The sequence below is a fragment of the Bradyrhizobium niftali genome (genome assembly GCF_004571025.1).
In the GTDB taxonomy this organism is placed as follows: domain Bacteria; phylum Pseudomonadota; class Alphaproteobacteria; order Rhizobiales; family Xanthobacteraceae; genus Bradyrhizobium; species Bradyrhizobium niftali.
Map to the genome: position 1 here is coordinate 1,046,659 of NZ_SPQT01000001.1, position 16,127 is coordinate 1,062,785.

Sequence of the window (16,127 nt, forward strand, 5' to 3'; positions counted from 1 at the left end):
CATCGCGGACTTCCTCGTTGGGCCGATTCTGTTGAAAAAGGCGGCTGTTGCGACGCAGATAGATCAGTGATTCAGTCTGTCTAGTTGCCAGGACTGAAGATCATGATGGGGAATCGGCAAGTCGAGCAGGCCGCTTTGTTCTGAAGCATATTCCCGCCGATCACCTGCTCAGGTCGATCGACAGGTTTGTTGACCTCGAAGAGATCAAGCGGGACCTGGCACCTTTCTACAGCAACATCGGTCGGCCTTCGATCGATCCGGAGCTCATGATCCGGATGCTGCTGATCGGTTACTGCTTCGGCATCCGATCAGAGCGGCGCCTGTGCGATGAAGTTCACCTTAATTTGGCCGACCGGTGGTTCTGCCGGCTCAGTCTCGACGGGGCGGTGCCGGATCACTCGACGTTCTCCAAGAACAGGCACGGCCGCTTCCGGCAAAACGATCTTCCGACGCGTGTTCGAGTGCGTGTTGCGCCGCTGCATCGAGGAGCGGCTGGTGGGCGGTGAAGGGTTTGCAGTCGATGCGAGCCTGATCAAGGCCGATGCCAATCGGCAGAAGGGCATCGAAGGCGACAAGGGACTTTCGCCGGCGGCTGCCGGACGAGCCATCGATGATTATCTAGCTGTCGTCGACGATGCAGCCTTCGGGGCAGTGAAGTCACCCCGAAGTTCGTGTCGCCGTCCGACCCGGCGGCGCGCTGGACCATTATGCCTGCGAGGTTCATGTGAGCAGACATTTCGCTGGTCAATTAGGTTGCGGCTAAGGGCAACCGCCTGACGCTGCTCACTGGCACTTCGAGATCATTCCTCAACAACGCTATCATTTCCCTTGGGTGGCACGGCCGTCACGCGCTGCAAAGATTGCGGCGCGGATTGACGCACCTCACGCTCGCGCGGGGCAGCTCGTTCAGAGGCGGGCCGCTCGATCCTGGATCGCAGCTCGACGAGGTCGGTGAACAAGTCGGACTGGCGGCGCAACTCATCGGCGATCATCGGCGGCTGGCTCGTAATTGTTGACACAACGGTGACCCGCACACCACGCCGCTGCACGGCTTCAACCAGAGAGCGGAAATCGCCGTCACCGGAGAACAGCACCACCTGGTCGATGTGCCCTGCGAGCTCCATGGCGTCCACCGCGAGCTCGATGTCCATGTTGCCCTTGACCTTGCGGCGGCCGCTGGCGTCGATGAATTCCTTGGTGGCCTTGGTCACCACGGTGTACCCGTTGTAGTCGAGCCAGTCGATCAGGGGACGGATCGAAGAGTATTCCTGGTCCTCGATGATGGCGGTGTAGTAGAACGCGCGGAGAACCGACCCGCGGCTATGAAATTCACTCAGCAGGCGCCTGTAATCGATGTCAAAACCCAGCGTTTTCGCCGTGGCATAGAGATTGGCTCCATCGATGAAGAGCGCAATCTTGCTGGTAGATGACATTTTGATCTCTGAAGCTTGAAGTGCCAGGCTGCGGGATGTGCACGTCAACCCGCCAATGAGGCGGCACTTCCAAAGTCCTCATCAGAGCCCCAAGCCCCGATGCTATACTTGGGTCCTTCAACCTTCAAACAGTTTTGCTGTAGCCAAAATTAATTCGTAACACCCGAAGGCTCCGAAAGCTCCCAGCGGTATTTAGGGGGATTTTCTGTCGCTGTGGACGGGGGCAGCGCTGTCGATTATTCTTGGCCTATCCACAATCTTTTGCAGTGCAATGACTGGCCAGTTCAAGCTCTTTGATATCGCTCTCTCGCGCCGCGGGGCCGAAGATGGAGCTGGTGCGTGTGCACCAGCGACGGAACGACCATAGTCTCAGGTCGGGAGGGCAGCCGCGCCGCCGCCAGATACAAAGCGGCCAGGGCGCTTTTTCTGCTGCTGCTTTCGGCATCCTATCAGTCCACCGGATTGGAGCACTCCAACAAGAGGTCCTGCTCATAGGGCGCGACGCCCGATGCAACGCAAACGCGCAAGCGTTTTACAAGTCTCATCGGTGAGTGGGCGCTGCAAGTTTTCCCGGGCGAACGGCAGACCCGCTTTATTTGTCCCAGTGTGCGATAAGACGGCATGGCTGACTTTTTGCATTTTAGGAACGAGGCAAGAACGCGGCGTGTTGATTGAGAGGTGGGCGCGCGGAGCCTCGCAATGGCCAGTATGTCAAGGAAAGACCTGGAGTTAATTGCCCTGCAGGAGATCCGGAGCTTTCCGGGCGGCGAATTGGTTATCGCGGTTGAAGTTGAATGCGATGAGGACAACCCAAACACTATGAATTGGCATTTGAACGTTACTGCGGCTGATGGCGCCGACATTGACCGCATCGATTATGCTGCTCGGACGACAACCGAAAGATTAAAACGTCGATACGCTCTCCAGCGACACTGAATATCAACCGCGAGACCGTCTGGAGCCAAGGTTTGCACCAGTGGGTAGGAACAACCGACGCCCAGCTTAGGTCAGGAGGACATTCGTATTCGTGCCTGCGAGGTTTGGCGTGCTGCGGGCAAGCCAAGCGGAGACGTGGATCGCTTCTGGTATGCAGCCGAGAAGCAGCTTCTGACGGTGCGGTCGCAGCCAGATGATCTGCCGCCCGGCATGACAGACAATTTGCCGGTCAGGGACCGATCAAGACGCGTGACGACTACGCCACGCGCCTTCGAGCAACGAACCGTCAACGTTTAGCGGGCGGGCCGCTCTTGTTTCCCGGCAGACCTTTGATATTCGATGAGTCCTGTTGCTGGGTCGACGTATTCTGACCGACAGTACCTTTTGGAGAGGGGCCGCTTTTGCCACCCGGTGCCCCGGCAATTCCTGTTCCGGAATTTTGAGCGCTAGGTGTTGTCGTCGTGGAATCGGCGCGACCCGAGCTACTGCCAGGCATTTGCGCTGCGGAACCTGGTCTGTCCTGTTCACCGACGTAACCCGATGCACCGGAGTTTTGAGTCTTGATGCCTTTATCGGCTTCGTTTTGCATGTTTGGCGAGGTCTGTTGAGCCACCACTGGCGTCAGGCCAGCGGCAAGAACGATTGCTGCAAGTGCGATTCGACGCATTCTTTCCTCCTCAGATGGTTTACTCAACAACGTGAGAAGGACCCGCTGTTTCCTAGTTTCTGTAATTCTTTGAAGATCGATCGCACCCAAGTTTCACGAGGGCGACTTTCTGGCGCTTCGAAGGGATAGCTCACCGCGCGTGCGCGATGGGTAATCTGGTCATGGCGATCTGACGCCCCCGTAGAATTCGGGCGCTATTTCAGTGCGAGCAGCCGCTTCGCTTGGCCGGATGGCGAGCTCGCCCGCGAATTGCCGCGACGACCATGAGGCGACATTTTTGATGGGGAAAGCGGCCCGCCGACACGGCGCCGGGGTTCTTCCATACCCTCGGCTGGACTCCGGAGACCGATCTTGTGGTCGTCGCGGCCGCCAAGGATGACGTCGACTCCACCTGCTGGTCAGTCTCGGCGAAAAGGTCCGGGTGATCGCGGAGGGCGCGAGCTGGCCCGTCCCTGAGGTCAAGGATGCTCTCAAGGGCGGCTGAACGGCTCAGGACTCGCCGGAGCCGGAGAAGGCCGCGTTGGGCGGCATCGCCCTGGGTGGAGGAGCGACCCGAGCGCCATGGTGGCCGGGCTTGCTTTGCAGGTCGCACCGCCTGGCCAATTCGAGCAGCCGACGCCTGGTAAACGGATCGGCTTTCTCGGCCAAGTCGCGCGCCTGCTGCGCGAACCCCAGGTAAAACTCTTCCATGACGCCATCCTACAACATCACTGAAGGCTCGATTTCAGTACGTCGGCTTCGCCTCGTCAAGCGTCGGAACGGCGCTTGGTGCAGAGGCCAATCGGGCTTAGGCTGAACGCGGCATGAGGAAAACAGATGTGGTTGCTGCATCGGACGAGAAAGGCACGTCCTCGCTGCGGACGGCCGATGAAGCTCGTGTACGACGAGACCGTCGACGGGGGCAGGGGCCTTGTCTGCCCGGAATGCGATAAGGATCCGATGCGCGACCCCGCAGCGCAGAAGTGGATCGAGGGCCCGCTAAGGCCGCCGGCCATCGTAGTAAATGATCTCGACCGGCACGGAGGCGGAGGCGATCGAGCAGGCCGCGGTCGCAGCGCGGTCGGAGCGGGCCGGCGTGTTGAAGGTGACCGTTCCTCTGCCGATCGGCGTTCACATCGTTGCACCCGTCCTGCCGCGCTTTCGCGAGCGCTATCCCAAGCTTCCGTCGACCTGCGCCTCGGCGACCAGTTCGTCGATCTGATCGGCGAGGGCGTCGACGTGGCGATCCGCGTCGGAGATATGGAAGATTCCCGGCTGATTTCCCGGCAACTAGCGCCGCACAGTATTTGCGCCTTTGCCGCGCCCGGTTACCTGGCGCGGCGCGGCACGCCGCAGCGTCCCGAGGCTCTCACGGAACATGACTGCGTGAACTTCCGATTTCAGAGTTCGGGTCAGCCTTCCGCTGGCCCTTCATGAGAGGTGAGCGTCCGCTGGAATGGCGTTATCACCGATAATCGCGACGCCGTAGCCGCCGTGATCGCTGCGGGGGCGGCATTGGCATCACGCCCACATTCGTGGCCGCGCCCTATGTGCGACGAGGGGAGCTGGTGCCGCTTCTGAGCGAATTTCTGCGGCCGCGCTCCAGCATCACGGCCCGTGCGGCGACCTCATAAGCCTAGGCCCAGCGGTGGAAGTCCATTCTAGGCAGGATCAGAGAACGGCTTCAATCACGATCGGAACGCAGGCGTCCCGGACGAATTGGTCCAGCGGGCCGTGCGAAAATGCGGGCCTGCGTGGCCTGGCTCCCAGCCCACATAGGCCCCCAAAGGCGGGGCCGCGCCCAGAAGCGGTGGCTCGCTGGTGTGCGAGTCCACGTGCGGATAGAGAATCCATGGGACGGCTGTGGCAAATACTAAAGGCGGCGTTCTCAGGCTTCCTGGACAACGATGCCCTGAGCCGCGGCGCGGCCATCGCGTTCTATGCCGCGACCTCACTAGCACCCGTGCTTCTGATCGTGGTGGCAATTGCGGGCTTGGCCTTTGGGCAGGATGCCGCTCGCGGGGCGATCAGCGATGAGCTCGGCCAGCTCCTGGGTCCGGCCGGCGGCGACTTCATCAAGTCAATCCTGGAGCGGTCGAGCGATCCGGGCTCTGGGGCCGTGGCTACGATCTTGGGTGTGATCACTGTGCTGATCACCGCCTCCGGCGTATTCGGCGAGATGCACACGGCGCTGAATGCGACCTTCAAGGCCAGCCCGATCGATGAGCCGATCTCCGCCTTGATCCGGACCCGCGCGGCGAGCCTGGGCCTGGTCGCAGCGCTCGGCTTCATGCTGGTGGTGTCGCTGGCCGCCAGTACCGCGTTGTCAGCGCTCGGTAGCGTCTTCGAGGGACTGTTCGCCGGCAAGATCCTGCTGGCCGTCCTCAACACCGTCGTGTCGCTTGCCATCTTCACGCTGCTGTTCACCGCGATCTACAAGGTGCTTCCGGATACGGCGATACCCTGGCGCGACCTGGTGCTAGGCGCGTTCATCACGGCCGTGCTGTTCGCCGTCGGAAAATCGCTGATCGGGATTTATCTCGGGCGCGCAGCGCCCAGTTCACCCTATGGAGCGGCCGGCGCGCTGATCGTATTGATGTTCTGGACCTACTATTCGGCGCAGATCTTCCTCCTCGGCGCCGAGCTCACCAAGGCCATCGCCGACGAGCGCGCGCCCACCGATCGCCGGGCTCGAAATGAAAAACCCAACAGCGAGCGGGCCTGAAGATTCTCCGTATTGGAGACCTTCAATTTCCGCTTCTGTAACAAACTCGCGCGTTGCGCATTGTCTGTGGGACAGGGCATCGAACCAAGATGACGCCACGCCCAGCAGTAAGGAGTTTTTGTTGGAGCAGATCGCCCGCGCGCGGCGCTTCGCGGCAGCCATGAATACCGCGGCAGACCGGGAGCGCTTCGATAAGATGGCGGCCGACTTGGAAAGCGAACTGGAAGGCGCCGAAGGGGCGGAGAGTCAATCGTCCGTCGCCCGAACGCATCGGAAGACGCGGTCCAAACGAATGGAGCTGCCGAAGTGCAGTCCGAGACTGCAAACTCGGATGATACCGACCCAACGGCGAACGCGGAAGGCGATCAGGGGCCGTCGACGGACTAGCTTGTTGGGCCGTCCAGTCGCCCATGCTGAAGCTTATCGGTACGCTCAACGACGACCAGGGCAGATCAGGCTGACCACTTATCTTCTTCGCGCCGAGCTTCGTCGTCGTTAAGGCGCTCGGCCACGTCGGCAGCGAGATCTGCATCCTCCGTGCTTGCGATCGGCTTGCCGTCCTGTTTTTTTATTTTTTGGCCTTCGGCAGTCACCGGGAAATCAGTGGGTTTCAGCGGCTTCTTGGCAACGGACATCGCGTGTTTCCTCCTGTGCCCAGTACGATAGCACAGTCAGGAAGGCGCGGTGCCGACCAAAATTGAGGCCGGCGCCTCCTACCGGAAGCGCGGCTTAGAATGCTCCCAAACCGCGTCGTCGGGGCCGACGTTCTGACAGGTTCGATCGCGGCCTAGAAGCGAGCCGAACCAAATCGGCTCACGGCGACGGTGACGTTCGGCTCGCCAGACGGCATGCTGACGGCGGAGGACGCCTGCGCGGATATTAGCGTTGCTCGAACGCCGGCGGTCGGCGCCGGGCGCATGGGAAACCTTGCCGCGATCGAGGGCGCTGCACCGCGCAAGAAGCAGGCGCAGAGGGCTAGCCTGCCTCGCGCAGCGCTTCGACGACGAATTCGCGGATCAAAGGGTCGTCCTCAACGAGAAGTACGCTCGCGGGCGGCTCATATCCGATAGCACTTGTTCTCATGTCGAACGGCCAAAATGCCTAGCCGTTCCTGTTCGGGTAGCCCGCCGACGAGTATGACTGGAAGCCCGTTCTGGTGGTCTTATGGCGGCTGCGGAGGTCCCCTTGAAGGCGGCGCTGGCGGTGGCGTCAGGGTTTCGGAGCTGGTTGCGGCGTTGGTGAAGCTTGCGGCGCGGGGCTGCGGTGCAGGGTGGTCGCGGGCTGCTGGGAAGGCGCGGCAGACGGCTGATCGTTTCCGCCGTAAGGGACACATGGCTCAGCGGCCGTTTGGCCCGGAGGTCACGTGCCTTCGGATACTCACGTCGCCGGTCGATGTTTGCTGCGGCCCATCGATCCCATGCCTCGAACGCGTCGGCGTAGTGCTTTCGCACTGCTTCTCGGTGGAGAGGCATTGATGGCGAAGGATCAGGCCTCTTGGAACGTAATTGGCCTCGCCGCTTTTCCTGGTAAGAAGGGATGCAGCCGGCTCGCGGCCTATGTCTCGGTGGGGGTCTGCGAAGGAGGAGCTTTGATGAAAGCGACAACTCTGGCAATGGCCATTTGCGCTGTCTCGGCCGCCTCGGTTTCGGCGCAGCCCATAAGGTGGACGATCTACCGCATTCCACAGACGGGCACGTCGGTCGACTTCCCTTCTTCGATCTTCACCGAAGAAGCGGGCCGGCCGGACGGTTACGGGCAACGCTTTCGAACTGCCGACGGCCGCGCCGACCTCACGATACAGGCTGCTCCCAACGTCGGGAGCGATTCGCCCGCTGTTTTCCTCGCGAAAAAAGGACCGCCGGCGCGCATTCAATACAAGAGAGTGACGCCGCGGTTTTTTGCGGTTTCCAGCTACAAGGGCGACAAGGTCTGGTATGACCGCTGCAACTTCTCCGGCAGGTTGGTCCATTGCGTGCTGATCAATTATCCGGCCAGCGAAGAGCGCGCCTGGGATGAGATCGTTACGCGCATCAGCCTCTCGCTGAATGGCGGGTGATCCATCCGTCTTCGCGTCGGACGACGGTTTCTGGAATCTTGGGCTCGGCGTTCGGCCAAGCCGCTCAAGAAGCCGAAGAAGGTATCGGCTGGCCAGAAGGAAATGTTGATGTCGATCACCGGGTAGACGCCGGTGAAGGAAACGGCCGCCAAGAAGCCCTTGGCCAAGCCGCAGCGCGCGAGCGCCAAAACCGAAAGCGAGTGCGAACTCTATCGGAGCCGGATCGAGCGCGAGCAGCGGCTGCTGTACGAGCTCCAAGGCGTCCTTCCGGCTCGGTTCGCGGCGTGAACAGGATGTCCTGTCATTGGCGGGTGTCGGACAGCGTTCCGCTCAGGTAGCCGCCGCCTAGGTCCGCTCCTATCCTCATATCGTTATAGGCCGGTCACCTGTCGCCGCGTGATGCGACGTTGGTGCGGCTCATCGGGTCCAGGAATATGGGATGGGAGGCCAGGCAGTTGCCCAGCACGCTCGTGTCTTCCACCCGCTCGAAGCTCCGCTGTTAACGGCTGAGGAAGAAGACCGAGATGATATCGGATGTGCGGGATCAAGATGTTTTAGCGTAGCATAGGAACAACAAACGGCTTCATGCCAGCGGCGCAGGACTCAAAGACAAGCGTCCGCATCTGGCGCTTCGCGGACCTGAACCGCGGATTCGGTGTGTCCGCTCACAGCGGGCAGAGCAGACCATCACCCTGGGCCCGCCGACTTCCAAGTTTGACCCGTGACGGACCCGGGGCGATCTGTCGCGCCATCTCGGCGGGAACCCTTTATCATCCTGATCGTCAAGCCGGCGGACAGGGAATCATCAGGGTTAAAGCCAGTAACGAATTCAAGCGTGGCCGCCGGCAGGCTGCGCCGACGGAACCGCAAGACGATGTCGGAACCGCAAGGCAACGTCTCGGCCGTTGAGGTTGATATCTACACTGAGCTTCGCACGGCGGAGCGCTGGTGGACCGAATTCGAGCGACGCGCCGAATGCACCGTATTTCAGAGATTTGCGTGGCTTGCGGCGTGGCACAATCACATCGGCCGGCATCAAGGCACGACGCCGGTGATCGTGCGGGGGCGCGATCCCAATTCGGAGAGCACGGACAGACGCTGACTTGACCATGGGTTCTCGGCGCAGCAACCTCTCGGCGTTCGCGGGTAGAGGAGGCGAGCATGATCCTCATGTGGCTTGGTGTGCTCCTTGTTTTCGGCGGCGTGCTCCAAATGGCGTTTCAGCCCATCTGGCGAGGCCGACTCAGCGGTGGAAGGTGGCTTCGCTCTAGGCGTGACACGCTGGAGCCTGAAAGACCGGGTAGCGGCTTCGGCATCAAATCGAACTGGCCTGGACTTGTGATGGTCGCGCTTGGCGGCGCTTTCTTGCTGGCCGGAGCAGCCATCTGAGTTGAAACGAATGTCTCAGGCGTTGCCCGTTATCTGGCCAGACCAATGTGCTAGAGCCATGTCTCTTCCTGAACAGCGGGTCCGGTGATGTCCGCTCACAGTGTGACCAGGCCCTCTAATCTTAGTCGATGCGCGCGGTCGGCTTCGCGGCGGCTGGCATCAGCAATCTCATCGAGAGCAACCATACGGCGAGTATTGCCGCGTTTTCCCGATGCGTCAAAGCGCCGTTGGCGGCCCCTGACCTGATCGGCTCCTCGAAAGGCCGCGCCGGCCCGCCTTCATCAGGCCGGCTTCACGCTCTCCGCGATTGCGCGTTCAACTTCTGAGGCGAGAACGTCAGGTGATCAGCCAGCCCTCGTAAAAGCTCTCGTGTCTTCGGGGCGGTCGCCAGGCGACGGATGAGGGTGCCCTCGGCGGCCTCTGTGCGGAGCTTTTCCAACTGAGCCTTCATTGCAGCTACTCCGTTCCCTGAGGGGAACCGTATTGTCAAAGTGTGAGAGCGAACAGAGCTGAATGCCGAATTTTCCTAGGCTTGGGTCGCTGGACCGACGCAGTTCAGCACCTCGAGCGGCCCCGGCTTCACACCTCAAAAGCCCCCCACGGCTGGCTATCAATTAGTCCAAGCCACCTTGGGCCTCGGAACGCGCGCGAGCTACTGCGGATCGAGAGGTGTGGAAAAGCGGTTGACCCGCCGCAAGATCCTGACAGGGACGGGGAGAGCCCGACTCAAGAAACAGCTGCAGAGATAATGGGCCGCAGCTGGGACATGAAGCCCCGGTCACGATCCCGCATCGACTCAAGCGCGCTCTTCCACAGCGCAATTCTGCGCTGTCTGGAGACGAGCATGGGAGCGACGCTTTACTTTCGCTTTGGCTAATTTCCAATCAGCTACCGATCTAGATCGACCAAATATACTGGCAGACCAGCATCTGCAGATCGCGCTGAAGTCTGCTCTCGGTAGCGGTTCTTTTCTCCGGGATTGGCAAGTCGAACGCGCAATGTAGCCAATTCGTCGCAAAGAGGCTTTCCACCCGACCGCGCCGCGTTGAGTTTAGTGCGTATTCTTTGGTCGGCACAGATCGCCTCAGCATCCGAATATTTTCGAGCAGCGAAGGCAACTACCGGCTTTCGATCGACCTCGATTGTGAACACCGATAGCGAAAGCCTATCATCGCGCATGACTTTCCTTGCTAGATCGCGCCGATTTTCACGCAGATTACATAAATGATCACAAATATTGGGAGCGCGCCCAAAAACCATGCGACCGCATCGCCCTCGCGATCCGACGCAAACTCCCGGTTTGCATCGGTCTCGGTGCCGTGACGGATGATGACCGAATAGGCTCTGCTTGGGCGGTGGCGCTTGACCGCTTGCCTCAAGAGATGCTTCACGGCGGTTCATAGAGCTTCAGCTCGTAACCTTTGCCGACGGGAAAAAGGACCTTGAGCACTCGAGGTTGGTTACAAACCATGCATCCGGCTTCGCCGTTCACGATAGATCCCCCGGAAAAGCAATTTGGTCGAAATGAACGGAACGAGATCTGAGTCTGGATCCAGAGGCAATAGGTCTGCCATGCCGCGATGAAAGCGGCCCGGTGAGCATTCTGCAAATTGTCGATCGTTGATGGCCCGGGCGTCAGCCCGCTATTGCCTCCGTATGGGTGTGGAGAAGGCCCCTCCCGAATCGGTGGCGACTTACAGGAATCGGCTAGTCTGTCGGCAGCGACGGAATCCGGCCGGGGCTGGACAGTTGCAGCCAGGGCCGTGCGGCATAGATCCCGCACGGCCTTGGTTCAAATCTGTGGATTAGGATGCCGGCTAGGCCCTCGCACATTCCGACTTATTTCGAGCGCCTGGGTCTTGAAGCGACCATAAAAGTCAGCCGATCCCCGGCGAAGTCGGTCCCCGCACTGTGATCAAAATGCTCGCGAAGGGCTGGATCGAACCGGCGGGGCCAAACCGAAAATATCGGATCACAGAGGCTGGGTTCGATGCGATGAAGCGCAAGATTCCATCCAAAGGCTAGACGCCGCCATCCCTCCGCGCGCGAGAGTGCCGAATGTAAACAAGCCCCTGCCGGTGCACGCGACAGGGGCCGTGCAGATGGATGGCGCGAGGCTCTTGCGAGGTGTCGTGCCAAGGACCCGCCTTGATAGAACGTTGGATTGAAGCTTTCGGAGGGCGGGAATGTTGGGCATCTCGCGCAAATAAGAGGCACCGTCCCCGCGGGCTCAGTGGGACAGTTCGAACTTCCGGATCTCCTGCACCCGCGTCAGGCAATAGTCTCGATACAATTCTTCAATGAATGCCCACATGATCGAATCCCCGTTGGCCAATGTACGCGAGCTTGATCAGGTTTTGTTTCGGGAGTGCTTCGCGGAGCCGGCAAAATGGTTTCAGGATCCCGCCGTGGCAAATTCGGGGGGCGGCCTTGCCCTTTTTTTGCCCCTGGCCTGGCAAACCAAAAGCCCGGCATGAAGGCCGGGCTTCATTGGGAATATGCTCTGGTACGCCGCAATGGGCCTACCTTACAACAGCTCACGCTGCCGTCTGTCTGTTTTCGAACATTAGCATTCTGGAATTTGGCGCATTAGGGGTACTCCTCTTGCCGTTGAAACGGCCGCAAGCGCTGCATTTGAGCGGCGCCTGCGGCCTGCGCTGCTACCGTTCCGCACGATCGGTGCAGCGATCTCCGTTCCGTCACAAGACGAGCGCCTGCGGCTTGCATTCCAGCCCCGATGCTTTCAGTGCGACTTCCACAACCCATGGAAGCGCTTCGTCCAGTCATAACCACCCTTGGTGACCCCGCCGCACGCAGTCGCCATCCCGCTAAAGCCGCAGGCGATATCCATCGTGTTTTATTTCATAAAACCACTCGGCGCCGGCGGGAACCGCCTTGCCGAGCGTCGGTAGGCAAAACTCGAAACGCATAGGCCGACATAGGCATCCACCTTCCAATTGCGACCGGCGGGGACATTTCCCCTTGTCTCGGCGGTCAGGAACCAGCCAGGCGAAACGCGATGCCGATCCCTGCTTCTCTGCGGCGGGCCGTGCTAAGAGGTGGGGCAATGAGCGAGTATACGAGCCGACGAGATATGATTTTAAGCACTCACGCAGTTGTCGGCGGCGCCATCGCTAGCCTGTTCCCGTCGCACCCAGTCCTCGTTGCGGTTGCGGCGTTTGCAAGCCACTTTGCGATCGATGCGATCCCGCACTGGGACTATCCACTTCGAGCGATCAAATTAAAGCGTGATGTCAACAATCGCGGCCTGCCAGCGGATCCGAGGCTTTTTTACGATTTGGCTCTTATCGGCTTCGATGCTTGCGTGGGTCTATTGATGACAATTTGGCTTTTCGCGGCACCCGCGACGACTGGGGTGATCGTGCTCGGCGCTCTTGCAGGAATGTTGCCCGACCCCTTACGGGTCGCGCATAGAATGTTTCCGAAACAGCCCCTGACGACCTTGCAACGTTTCCATAGATGGGCCCACACGAAGCGGACGCTTAGCTGGCCGCTCGGCATCAGCTCGCAAGCACTCTTTGCCGCATCCGTGTCCTGGATAGTTTTGACAGTCGGCTGAGGACGCTCGCAAGGCGGATTGCTGAGTACAGCGCGCGACATGAATGAGTTGGTGCACATCGCCTGTCTCGCCTGTATCTTCACGCTGGCTGGCTTTTCATGCGTTTGTGAACTGCTTCACAAACGTGCGAGCGTTGGCGGTTTTCTATATATTCCCTCGGCCTACGCAGTCGCGATCGACACAAGAGGGGATGTTCATGAAGCTTATTCTTTCAATCCTCATGATTTTTCCGGCGAGCGCTTTCGCTAACGATTGTCCCGGATTCTTAAACTACGTGAAAGCCAATTCGCAGCTAAAACGGTACAATAACAGTCAGATTCAGTGCTTTATGACTAAGCCGCCCAAGCAGCACACCGCACTATTCACTTTATCATCCGGCAACGTGACCGTCTCTTGCACCGTCTCGGGATCTTATCCCTACCGACAATTGTCCTGCTCTGACGGCGGCCAAAGCTTCGGAAGGTCGCTCAACAACTAAGCCCTCGGTCAAGCACCGACGCGAAGCTTGCCGCAAATTGTCGGCGCCGCCGGTTCACGCTGGCGGACCTAGCACTCCCGGCGCTCTAATCCGCAATTGGATCGGCAGCCGGGAGCATCGGGGCTGGAAGAGTGAGCGGTGCCATGTTCGGCCGTTAATTACAACGGGTGGACCAGCGGACTCCGGTAGTTATCCGGAGTCCTTATTCGGAACGGGGTGTTCTACTGTGAGAACACCGGCGAGATTTAAGTATCAGCCAATTTCAAGTTGCCCGGGATATGGCCGCAGTGGGGCTGGAACCACGCTGCGGCTTTTCCCATTGAGGTGTGTTCCTAGCCATCGCGGCACGGGACACCGAAGTTGTCGCAGGTGAGAGCGAAGGTTTCTTTCGCCTTCGCGTCTTCAAAGCAGAAGCGCGTGCCGACATCGGCGCGATCGATCCACCAATCAATTTTACTGTCCCTTGCAATGCGGGAGGCCTCTCCTCGCAGCAGATCCAACTTTCTTCCAGCAACGTGGACGATCAGGCAATTTTCCTTGGTCATTTATGACGTCCTAATTGAAGCAACGGATCAATTTGATTCCGACAAAATGAAAATCGTGTGGCGTCCCCTCGGAGAAGGACGATCATTGATCCCGCTTCAGCTTGCGTCGTCTCCAATGCGGTTCCTTGCCCTTGGGAGCTCCGGGAGAGTGTCGGTTCAGCGCCCGCATGTCCCCAATCGCCAGCATGGTCACCGGCGAGAGCATCACGGCAGCTGCCGCTAAGGTCGTGGGTCTAAGCCGCGAACATCTCAGCCGCGAGCTCGGCAAGCCTCATGTAGCCGCATTCATGCACCAGAAGGTGCAGCGCAATCTGGCCGTTGCCGCGACGCGGGCCGGCGCTGCCAAGGTCGAGTTGCTCGACTGCGACAACGCCATGGTGAGGGACAGGGCTAGTTCGTTCGTCCTGGGGCTTGTGGGGATCCAGCCGGCCAGCCAGCTGAGCGTCAACCTCGGGGCCGATCTTGAGCGGCGTGAGTAACCCTTCGACCAGGGATCCGGTTCCGGTCGAGCTTGCAGGTCATGCCAGATGTCGGGGCCCGCTGCGCCCGTGGTTGAAGGCGTAGCCCGCGCAGAGGCCATCGATCCTAGCTTCGGATGCGGTGCAGCAGTAGTTCGGCGGCCGCGGTCGCGACGTGGCAGTTCGGCGAACTCGGCGACATCGTGACATTCTCAACCGCAGCCAAGTCTCCGCATGCTTCAAGCCGACTTATGCAGACGGCGATGCTGAGGAAAATACCATCGCATGACTTCTCGCAGGTTGTCGGAATCTCCGCGCGCCCAGTTGCGCATGATCTCGCAGCCGAAGGAGATCGTCGTGATGGGTCTTGCCCCGGCCTGAATCATTCGATCAAACGCGCGTTCGTGCGCGGTCGGCGAGATGCCGCCTACGGCGTCGGCAACCGGATAGACCTCGTAGCCTTCGGCCAGCATGTCGAGGGTTGGAAAGGCCAGGCAGACCTCGGTCCAAAGCGCGCCGATGACCACCTTGCGCCGCCCCGTGTCCTGGACCGCCTTGCGGAAGTCATCGTCCTGCCATGCATTGACGCCCGTACGGTCGATTTCTTCCACTCCCGGCAGAACCGCGCGGATCTCCGGAATCGTGCCTTCGTTCACGCCCATGTCGACCGCCACCGTCGAGAGCACCACGGGGATGCTGTAGGCTTGAGCGAGCTTGCATAGCGCAACTGCATTGAGGGTGATCTCCTCACGGGAGGATGAAGTAACGCTGGAATACTGCTCAGGCTGGTAGTCGATCAGGACCAGAACGCAGTTTTGAGGGGTCAGAAGGTGATCGGCCTTCGGATCGCGGACGGGTTCGGGCTGGGTCTTTGCCACGTTATTCCTCTTTCGAATTGAAACGAAGCGGTCGTCATTGATGATCCAAATCTTTATCAGAAAGATCTGCTGTGCGCGATCTTCACCACTGTGTCGAGGAGCCGGACGTCGGCCAGATCATGATGGAGCACGGACCTCAGAGCTAGGCCATCCCAGCGCGCTGAGATCGTCCGGCACGTCGCTGAATTTGCGGATGATTCTCCTGGCGCAACTGGAGAGCGATCCCGGGCCGAACGAGCGCGAGGAAATCGAAAGGCAGCTTGCGCAGATCGAGACCGCACTGAGCTTGCTGGAACCGGGAGATGCCGTCGGTCGGGTGGACGAGTGACGCGGCTTTTGCCGTCGGTCAAAGTGCGCTCAGATCGTCCGGCACGTTCCCGAACTTCCGGATCAGCTTCGCGCCTGTTGCGGGGCCCCCGCTGCGGCTGAACGCGACGGCGCCGGCGTGTCCGGGCTTGCGCGCCAGCGCCTCGGTCCGCATGACCGCGGCATTAGCGCTGAAGCACTCCGTCGCCTCGCCCGCAGCGAGGCCGTCATCGGAGAAAACGAACGGTAGAGCGACGAAGTAGGTCAGCCATCTGCCTCGTCCTTGCGTTCCCGAGACGGTGGGAGCCGTCCGCAGGCGTAGCCGGTCGACACCTTGGCCCGGAGCTCGTCGAGCTGCTGCTCCAGGAAGTCGTTCGCGACCAGGAGCGCCTTGACCGTCTCCCTTGCGTCGCCGCCACAGGCCGCTATTGCCTGGTCCGCAGCGAGGTACAGGTCGGCGACGTGGAATGAGTTTTCGGGGGCTGCGGACATGGCCCATTGTTCCCTGTTTGTTCATGTCGAGTCAAGAGCGGGGGCGGCCGCGGAGGGCATCGTCGGAAGATCGTATGGACGTGTCGGAACCGGGCCCACATGATCGTCTTGAATCCAGGCCGCGTATCCGGAGTATGGAAGTCATGGCCCCTTGAGCCAACTGGAAAGGCTTCCTGCGACTGTCTCTCGTCACCTGTCCCGTCGC

Annotated in this window: 22 protein-coding genes and 1 pseudogene; 14 read left to right on the top strand and 9 right to left on the bottom strand. The window is 60.3% G+C overall.

The genetic code is table 11. The annotated features are described in order from the left end of the window. Window positions 1–102: 102 nt before the first annotated feature. Window positions 103–704 (top strand): annotated as a pseudogene (locus E4K65_RS04700) (transposase); the annotation flags it as partial. Between the two features lie 96 nt (window positions 705–800). On the opposite strand, the gene E4K65_RS04705 reads toward E4K65_RS04700, so the two are convergent. Beyond that, a complete protein-coding gene (locus tag E4K65_RS04705) occupies window positions 801–1,439 on the bottom strand; it encodes a LabA-like NYN domain-containing protein (protein WP_135173227.1) in 639 nt (212 codons plus the stop codon). A 693-nt stretch (window positions 1,440–2,132) separates the two neighbouring features. Between E4K65_RS04705 and E4K65_RS04710 the strand changes: the two genes are divergently transcribed. Together E4K65_RS04710 and E4K65_RS04715 are read left to right on the top strand one after the other, a co-directional pair. After that, the gene (locus E4K65_RS04710; protein WP_135173111.1) at window positions 2,133–2,369 is read left to right on the top strand and encodes a hypothetical protein; all 237 of its coding nucleotides are present in this window, start codon (window positions 2,133–2,135) and stop codon (window positions 2,367–2,369) included. Between the two features lie 87 nt (window positions 2,370–2,456). Then, window positions 2,457–2,666: a DUF2934 domain-containing protein gene (locus E4K65_RS04715; RefSeq protein ID WP_347340944.1), complete on the top strand. Its 210-nt coding sequence runs from the start codon at window positions 2,457–2,459 to the stop codon at window positions 2,664–2,666. On the opposite strand, the gene E4K65_RS49970 is transcribed toward E4K65_RS04715, so the two are convergent. Next, window positions 2,656–3,036: a hypothetical protein gene (locus tag E4K65_RS49970; protein WP_135173112.1), complete on the bottom strand. Its 381-nt coding sequence runs from the start codon at window positions 3,034–3,036 to the stop codon at window positions 2,656–2,658. The genes E4K65_RS04715 and E4K65_RS49970 overlap by 11 nt on opposite strands. Before the next feature lie 489 nt (window positions 3,037–3,525). After that, window positions 3,526–3,726, bottom strand: a complete 201-nt coding sequence (locus E4K65_RS04725; protein WP_135173113.1) for a hypothetical protein — start codon at window positions 3,724–3,726, stop codon at window positions 3,526–3,528. A gap of 313 nt (window positions 3,727–4,039) precedes the next feature. On the opposite strand from E4K65_RS04725, the gene E4K65_RS48475 reads away from it, so the two are divergent. From E4K65_RS48475 to E4K65_RS04735, 3 genes are all read left to right on the top strand, one after another. Next, entirely contained in the window at window positions 4,040–4,237 is a 198-nt protein-coding gene (locus tag E4K65_RS48475) for a hypothetical protein (RefSeq protein ID WP_235885492.1), read from the top strand. Further along, the gene (locus E4K65_RS48480; protein ID WP_235885489.1) at window positions 4,207–4,452 is read left to right on the top strand and encodes a LysR substrate-binding domain-containing protein; all 246 of its coding nucleotides are present in this window, start codon (window positions 4,207–4,209) and stop codon (window positions 4,450–4,452) included. Before E4K65_RS48475 ends, E4K65_RS48480 begins: the two co-directional genes overlap by 31 nt. Window positions 4,453–4,867: 415 nt before the next feature. Further along, window positions 4,868–5,740, top strand: coding sequence for a YihY/virulence factor BrkB family protein (locus E4K65_RS04735; protein WP_135173114.1), 873 nt, complete (start codon window positions 4,868–4,870; stop codon window positions 5,738–5,740). A gap of 452 nt (window positions 5,741–6,192) precedes the next feature. Here E4K65_RS04735 and E4K65_RS04740 read toward each other — a convergent pair whose 3' ends face one another. After that, window positions 6,193–6,375, bottom strand: a complete 183-nt coding sequence (locus E4K65_RS04740) for a hypothetical protein (RefSeq protein ID WP_135173115.1) — start codon at window positions 6,373–6,375, stop codon at window positions 6,193–6,195. A gap of 956 nt (window positions 6,376–7,331) precedes the next feature. On the opposite strand from E4K65_RS04740, the gene E4K65_RS04750 reads away from it, so the two are divergent. The 3 genes from E4K65_RS04750 (at window position 7,332) to E4K65_RS04755 (ending at window position 9,185) form a co-directional block, all read left to right on the top strand. After that, entirely contained in the window at window positions 7,332–7,796 is a 465-nt protein-coding gene (locus E4K65_RS04750) for a hypothetical protein (RefSeq protein WP_135173229.1), read from the top strand. Between the two features lie 132 nt (window positions 7,797–7,928). Further along, entirely contained in the window at window positions 7,929–8,084 is a 156-nt protein-coding gene (locus E4K65_RS46930; RefSeq protein WP_167770520.1) for a hypothetical protein, read from the top strand. Between the two features lie 873 nt (window positions 8,085–8,957). Further along, entirely contained in the window at window positions 8,958–9,185 is a 228-nt protein-coding gene (locus E4K65_RS04755; protein ID WP_135173116.1) for a hypothetical protein, read from the top strand. A 1,190-nt stretch (window positions 9,186–10,375) separates the two neighbouring features. Here E4K65_RS04755 and E4K65_RS04760 read toward each other — a convergent pair. Beyond that, window positions 10,376–10,576 carry a hypothetical protein gene (locus E4K65_RS04760; RefSeq protein WP_135173117.1) on the bottom strand — a complete coding sequence of 67 codons (201 nt, stop codon included), beginning with the start codon at window positions 10,574–10,576 and terminating at the stop codon, window positions 10,376–10,378. 921 nt (window positions 10,577–11,497) lie between these two features. Here E4K65_RS04760 and E4K65_RS46935 point away from each other — a divergent pair. The 3 genes from E4K65_RS46935 to E4K65_RS04775 all read left to right on the top strand — a co-directional run bounded on the left by E4K65_RS46935 (window position 11,498) and on the right by E4K65_RS04775 (window position 13,014). Continuing rightward, a complete protein-coding gene (locus tag E4K65_RS46935; protein WP_167770521.1) occupies window positions 11,498–11,662 on the top strand; it encodes a hypothetical protein in 165 nt (54 codons plus the stop codon). 590 nt (window positions 11,663–12,252) lie between these two features. Further along, window positions 12,253–12,765, top strand: coding sequence for a hypothetical protein (locus E4K65_RS04770; RefSeq protein ID WP_235885469.1), 513 nt, complete (start codon window positions 12,253–12,255; stop codon window positions 12,763–12,765). A 39-nt stretch (window positions 12,766–12,804) separates the two neighbouring features. Then, on the top strand, window positions 12,805–13,014 hold the full coding sequence (locus E4K65_RS04775) for a hypothetical protein (RefSeq protein ID WP_135173118.1): 210 nt from the start codon (window positions 12,805–12,807) through the stop codon (window positions 13,012–13,014). Between the two features lie 561 nt (window positions 13,015–13,575). Here the strand turns inward: E4K65_RS04775 and E4K65_RS04780 are convergent. After that, window positions 13,576–13,788 (bottom strand): hypothetical protein, encoded by a 213-nt coding sequence (locus E4K65_RS04780; RefSeq protein ID WP_135173119.1) that lies wholly within the window; start codon window positions 13,786–13,788, stop codon window positions 13,576–13,578. Window positions 13,789–13,955: 167 nt separating this feature from the next. On the opposite strand from E4K65_RS04780, the gene E4K65_RS04785 reads away from it, so the two are divergent. Further along, entirely contained in the window at window positions 13,956–14,267 is a 312-nt protein-coding gene (locus tag E4K65_RS04785; protein ID WP_167770522.1) for a hypothetical protein, read from the top strand. Window positions 14,268–14,485: 218 nt separating this feature from the next. Here E4K65_RS04785 and E4K65_RS04790 read toward each other — a convergent pair whose 3' ends face one another. After that, entirely contained in the window at window positions 14,486–15,124 is a 639-nt protein-coding gene (locus E4K65_RS04790) for a hydrolase (protein ID WP_135173121.1), read from the bottom strand. Window positions 15,125–15,317: 193 nt separating this feature from the next. On the opposite strand from E4K65_RS04790, the gene E4K65_RS49455 reads away from it, so the two are divergent. Then, window positions 15,318–15,452: a hypothetical protein gene (locus tag E4K65_RS49455; protein ID WP_283813807.1), complete on the top strand. Its 135-nt coding sequence runs from the start codon at window positions 15,318–15,320 to the stop codon at window positions 15,450–15,452. Between the two features lie 18 nt (window positions 15,453–15,470). Here E4K65_RS49455 and E4K65_RS48485 read toward each other — a convergent pair whose 3' ends face one another. Beyond that, the gene (locus E4K65_RS48485) at window positions 15,471–15,698 is read right to left on the bottom strand and encodes a hypothetical protein (protein WP_135173231.1); all 228 of its coding nucleotides are present in this window, start codon (window positions 15,696–15,698) and stop codon (window positions 15,471–15,473) included. Further along, window positions 15,695–15,922: a hypothetical protein gene (locus E4K65_RS04800; RefSeq protein ID WP_135173122.1), complete on the bottom strand. Its 228-nt coding sequence runs from the start codon at window positions 15,920–15,922 to the stop codon at window positions 15,695–15,697. Before E4K65_RS04800 ends, E4K65_RS48485 begins: the two co-directional genes overlap by 4 nt. Window positions 15,923–16,127: the final 205 nt, after the last annotated feature.